Annotated in this window: 5 protein-coding genes; 1 reads left to right on the top strand and 4 read right to left on the bottom strand. The window is 67.3% G+C overall.

Annotated features, from left to right (window positions below; translation table 11 throughout):
- Nucleotides 1–160 precede the first annotated feature (160 nt).
- Nucleotides 161–1,348, bottom strand: coding sequence for an FxsB family cyclophane-forming radical SAM/SPASM peptide maturase (locus J1C73_RS20575; protein ID WP_207317708.1), 1,188 nt, complete (start codon nt 1,346–1,348; stop codon nt 161–163).
- Nucleotides 1,341–1,586: a hypothetical protein gene (locus J1C73_RS20570; RefSeq protein ID WP_207317707.1), complete on the bottom strand. Its 246-nt coding sequence runs from the start codon at nt 1,584–1,586 to the stop codon at nt 1,341–1,343. The genes J1C73_RS20575 and J1C73_RS20570 overlap by 8 nt, the downstream gene beginning before the upstream one ends.
- Nucleotides 1,587–1,748: 162 nt before the next feature.
- On the opposite strand from J1C73_RS20570, the gene J1C73_RS20565 reads away from it, so the two are divergent.
- Nucleotides 1,749–2,345, top strand: coding sequence for a TetR/AcrR family transcriptional regulator (locus J1C73_RS20565; RefSeq protein ID WP_207317709.1), 597 nt, complete (start codon nt 1,749–1,751; stop codon nt 2,343–2,345).
- Nucleotides 2,346–2,443: 98 nt separating this feature from the next.
- Here the strand turns inward: J1C73_RS20565 and J1C73_RS20560 are convergent.
- Nucleotides 2,444–3,375 (bottom strand): IS5 family transposase gene (locus J1C73_RS20560; protein WP_242644461.1). Its coding sequence is split into 2 segments (ribosomal slippage): nt 2,444–3,025 and nt 3,028–3,375, totalling 930 coding nucleotides; the frame shifts between segments, so codons are not numbered across the junction.
- A 236-nt stretch (nt 3,376–3,611) separates the two neighbouring features.
- The gene (locus J1C73_RS20555) at nt 3,612–4,838 is read right to left on the bottom strand and encodes an IS701 family transposase (RefSeq protein WP_207317706.1); all 1,227 of its coding nucleotides are present in this window, start codon (nt 4,836–4,838) and stop codon (nt 3,612–3,614) included.
- Nucleotides 4,839–4,990: the final 152 nt, after the last annotated feature.

Here is a 4,990-nt window from a genome sequence, read left to right as displayed (position 1 = left end):
TGGGCATCCGCCCGCTCGGCGAGCAGCGCGCCGAGCCGGCGGATGCCCACCAGGGTGTGGAGGTAGCGGGCCTGGAAGACGGCCCGGGTGGTTCCGGTCCAGCCTTGAGGGGTCGCCAGCGACGTGATGGTGTTCCGGTCGAGCCGGGGAACGGTCACGGTCATCCTGCTTTCTCCTCCTCGCCTCCGACCCGCTTGGGCAGGCGTCGCAAGTCCCGTCCGGCCGTGCCGGCGATCACGCGGATGAGCTTCTTCAGATCGGCGCAGTAGACAGACTCGTTCCGGAACCCGTTCGCCCGGGAGTACCGGTGCGGGAAGTACCCGCCGCCGCATATGCGGACCAGCTCGCATTCCCGGCAGGTCGCCCCCAGGGTCCGCCACTTGTCCTGGCGCTCGTGCACCAGCGGCGACTTCAGCGCGTCGTCGAAACTGTGGTCGAAGATGTTCAGGCCCAGCTCGCAGGCCCCCGGGTAGGTGACCTTCAGCGTGTCCACCGCCTGTATCTCCCCGTTGGTCTCGACCACGGTGAAATCGACGGGTTGCAGCCCCCACTCCTCCGAACTGTTCACGGCCCCCAGGTAAAGCGCGATGACGTCCCGGAACCGTCTGATCCTGACGGGCTGGGGGCGTTCCCCGTACCACATGTCGAAAATGCGGAGCAGCCAGTCCGCGTACGGGGTGGTGTCGAGCCGCTCCTTCCCTGCGGGGCGCAGGTCGTGATGGCCCAGCGGGAGCAGGAAATCGATGGACGGCGGATCGAAGGAGCGGAAGTAGGAGTACGTGTCGGCAGGGTCCGACTCGAGGTCGATCACCGCGAGGATCCCGCCCCACAACCCGCGCGCCCGGGGGCTGCTCAGCAGCTCGATCGCACGTTCCGCCTGCGCGAAGGACGATCTGCCCGCGTGGTCCAGTCGGTGGCGGTCGTTGACCGGGCGCGGCCCGTCCAGGCTCAGCCCGAAGGAGACGTCCCACTCCCGGCAGAAGTCCAGCACCTCCTCGGTGTAAGGGGTGCCGTTGGTCTGCCCGTTCCAGCGGATCCTGACGTCCGGCGCCGCCCGCGTCACCGTTTCGCACAGTGCGCGCAGGTACTCCACCCCCAGCAGCAGCGGTTCGCCCCCGTGGAGGGTCAGCTCCACCTCGTGCAGGTCGTGTGCGCGTGCGTGCTCGTTGATCCGGTGACCCAGCTGGGCTGCGGTCTTCATGGACATGCGGATCGGCTGCGAACGCCAGGACTGGTCGGCGTGCCGGTAGACGTAGCAGTAGTCGCAGTCGAGGTTGCAGCGCGAGGCGACCTTGCAGATGAAGGAGAGGAACGGCTTGGTCCCGGATTCCGGGACCGCGTCAGACACGACCAGACCACGTACTGGAACTGTGCGAGCTGAAACTGCTGAAGGAGCTGTGGCTGCTGTGGTGGCTGTACTCAGGTCCTGACGCGGGGTCCCGGTCTCCGCTGAACATCTCCACCAGGACCTGGCCGAGTACCGTGCCGTCGAGCGCGTCGATCGACAGGAGATCGAGCTCCGGGAGTTCGAGTTCGATGCCGTCGCCTTCGGCGCGTGCAAAATCAGATAATCCGGGCAATTTCATGCCTCCAGCCGCTCATGTTCCGACACGTGCCGCTCCAAGCACGGTCCCCTCTCCCCGTAGAACCGTCAACTCATTCTAGAAAAAAATTCAGAAACGATGTCCTACGCTGTTCTGGCGTGGAGTAAGCGGCTCAGCCGCCATCAGAACGAGGACGCCTGCTCGATGAGCCCGAAACAACAGCGTGGCGAAGCCACGGTCGAACAGGTGCTGGGCACGGCGCTCGACATCTACGCCGCATCGGGTGAGGCTGGCCTCACCGTCGGCGCGATCACCAAGGCCAGCGGCGTCAGCTCCGGAAGCATCTACCACCACTTCGGCAGTCTCGACGGCGTACTCGCCGCCCTCGCGCTGCGCACGGTGAGCCGGCTGCTCCAGGCGGTGGGGGCAGCGCTGTTGCAGGCGACCGGGGCCCGCTCCGGCATCCGGGACGTGGTCCTGGCCTACCTGGATTTCGTACGGACCCACCCGGAGGAGGCCCGTCTCATCCACTCCGTCACCGCGGACCGCGAAATCATCGCGCACGCCGGCCAGATCCGTGACTCCCAGGAGGCCCGGTTGGCCCCGATCAGCCGCTGGATCCAGGCACACCAGGAATCCGGCGAACTCGCACGGCTCTCCGCCCCCGTCATCGAGTCCCTCGTCATGGGCCCGGTCGTCGCCGTCGTACGCCGCTGGCTCACCGTGGGCGACATCGATCTCGACGAGGCTGCCCGCGTGCTGCCCGACCACATCTGGCGCTCGGTCAGCCACCACTCCTGACGGCGCCGGACCCGAACGCGCCCCCGGCCCTCGTGCCTGCCGGCCGGCTCCCGCGGCCGGGCGGGCGGCAGTCCCCCGGCTAGGTCCTGTTTCTCGGATCATGTACGGAGCCAGATCATGAGTGCTGCGAGTGTGACGGTGCCGAGGTAGATGTAGGCGCGTTTCTCGTAGCGGGTCGCGACGGCGCGGAAGCCTTTGAGGCGGTTGATGGTGCGTTCGACGGTGTTGCGCTTCTTGTAGAGCTCGCTGTCGAAACCGGTAGGCCGACCGCCGCGTGAACCTCGGTTCTTGCGGTGTCTCTGCTGGTCGAGACGTTCGGGGATGGTGTGCCGGATTCCGCGTCGTCGCAGGTAGCGGCGGTTCTTCCGGGACGTGTAGGCCTTGTCCGCCAAGACATGGTCGGGCCGGGTGCGTGGCCGGCCGACTCCGGCTCGCGGCACCAGAACCTGTTCCAGCACCCGCTCGAGCTGGGGTCCGTCTCCGTAGTGTCCGGGTGTCAGGACGAAGGCGAGGGGCCGGCATCGTCCCTCGGCAACGAGGTGGATCTTGGTGGTGAATCCTCCGCGGGAACGTCCCAGACATTCGCCGACCTGACCACCTCCTCCAGGCGGATGGTCAGTCTCCGCAGTACCGGATCGACCTGGTTCGTCCCCCACTTGGCCCCCCTTTGAGGGACGGCGGCCGGGGGCGCTTTCCTCGCACCGGCGGCGTGCTGTTGGGCTCGCACGGCTGTCGAGTCCACCGACACGTCCCAGTCGATGCCGCCCTCGGCGTCCTCGGCTACCTGGATGCGAGACAGCAGCATCTGCCAGGTTCCATCGGCTGACCAGCGACGATGTCGTTTATACACCGTCTCCCATGGCCCGAATCGCTCCGGCAGATCCCGCCACTGCACGCCGGTCCGCACCCGGTAGAGAACCCCGTTGATCACCCGGCGGTGATCGCTCCACCGACCTCCACGCGCACCACCAGGAGGTAGGAACGACTCCAGCCGATCCCACTCCGCATTCGTCAGATCCCCACGGCCCATGTACCCAGCCTGGCCCCAACACCCCTCGCAGGTCAGGAGATCCGAGAAACAGGACCTAGTACTCCAGCCGGACTTCTTCATTAGCGCTGGTCAACGGCTTGGGCGTGGAGAGTGTAGTGGGCTGGAACGAGGGTGGGGCGGTTCTTTGCCGGGCCGTCCCACGAACGTGTGGCCGCGCTGCTTGTAGTGGCAGTGGCGGGCGCGTGCTTGATGTCGGCGACGCCAGTGGGACCACGTCATCGCGTGGTCGCGGTCCGGAGTACGGCGGCGGGGTTCAACTGCCAGCAGACGTCGAATTTCGGCCGGTGTGAGGTCCACGAGGTCGGGTGTGTCCCGCTCGGTGCCCCCTTTTCCCGTTCCTGGGCGGCCAGGACGGCGAGGAAGGCATGCGCGAGCATGGCGAGTGTGATGTGCCGGTACCAGCCCACGTAGCGGCGGACTTCGTACTGGTCCAGGCCGCATTCGTTCTTCGCGCTCTGGAAGCATTCCTCGACCTTCCAGCGGCAGCCGGCGATGCGTACGAGGTCGGCGACGGTGGCTTCCAGGGGTGCGCTGGCGAGGTAGTAGGCGAGTTCGTCGGGCTTTGTGATGCTGCGGCGGGCCAGCATCCAGCGTTGCCGGGTGGGTTCGTCGCCGTCGAACTCCCACACGGCCGGCAGGCGGGCTGCGGCCCAGTCGTAGAAACGCTCGCCCTTCGCGCCGCTTCCTGCTGACAGCCGCTGCCAGGCTTCGGGCGGGGCCTGGCCGATGAGGTGGTCGATGCGCGGGCCGTGGACCTGCTGGGACTTCGGGACGGCCACGACGTAGGAGAGCTGGTGGTCTTCGAGGAAGCGGCGGAAGTGGGAGTCCTGGCCGTAGGCGGAGTCCGCGGTGACCCAGCCGACGGGCAGAGGTGAGGCGAGGGCACGCAGGATGATGGTCCTCGCCAGTTCGCCCTTGGTGGCGAAGACGCGGTCGTCGGGGACACGGGCGGCCCGACAGCGTTCGCGGTCCTCGGTCCAGGACTTGGGCAGGTAGAGCTCGCGGTCGACCAGGGTGTGGCCGCGGGTGGTGGCGTAGGCGGCGAAGACCCCGATCTGGCAATTCTCGGTGCGGCCTGCGGTGCCGGAGTACTGGCGTTGGACGCCGGCGGAGGTGGTGCCCTTCTTCACGAAGCCTGTGTCGTCGATGATCAGCACGCCGTTGTTCGCGCCGAGGTGCTCGGCGACGTAGGTGTGCAGGTCGTCGCGGACCTCGTCGGCCTCCCAGCGGCTCCGGGAGAGCAGGTGCTGCAGCCCGTCGGGGGTGGCGTGGCCGGCGTATTCGGCGAGCTGCCAGCCGTTCTTGCGGCCCACAGGGCCAAGAAGCCCACGGACGTAGTCCCGCATCCGACGCCGGGATTCCACGCGGGAAAAACGCCCTCCGATCCGCAAGAGCAGCTCAGCAAGTCCCTCTTTCCACAGGCCCGTTGGTGTATCACTCATGCGAGCGGGCTGCCCGGAACGTTGCCACTCCAAGCGGCGCGGCCACACGTTCGTGGGACGGCCCGGCAAAGACCGCCCCACCCTCGTTCCAGCCCACTACACTCTCCACGCCCAAGCCGTTGACCAGCGCCAATGAAGAAGTCCGGCTGGAG

It is taken from the genome of Streptomyces laculatispora (genome assembly GCF_017353455.1).
Taxonomy (GTDB): Bacteria; Actinomycetota; Actinomycetes; order Streptomycetales; family Streptomycetaceae; genus Streptomyces; species Streptomyces laculatispora.
This window is presented reverse-complemented; position numbering and strand designations above follow the sequence as displayed.

Coding starts and splice junctions, on each gene's coding strand:
- J1C73_RS20555 (WP_207317706.1), bottom strand. CDS start 4,838: ATGAGTGATACACCAACGGGCCTGTGGAAAGAGGGACTTGCTGAGCTG.
- J1C73_RS20565 (WP_207317709.1), top strand. CDS start 1,749: ATGAGCCCGAAACAACAGCGTGGCGAAGCCACGGTCGAACAGGTGCTG.
- J1C73_RS20570 (WP_207317707.1), bottom strand. CDS start 1,586: ATGAAATTGCCCGGATTATCTGATTTTGCACGCGCCGAAGGCGACGGC.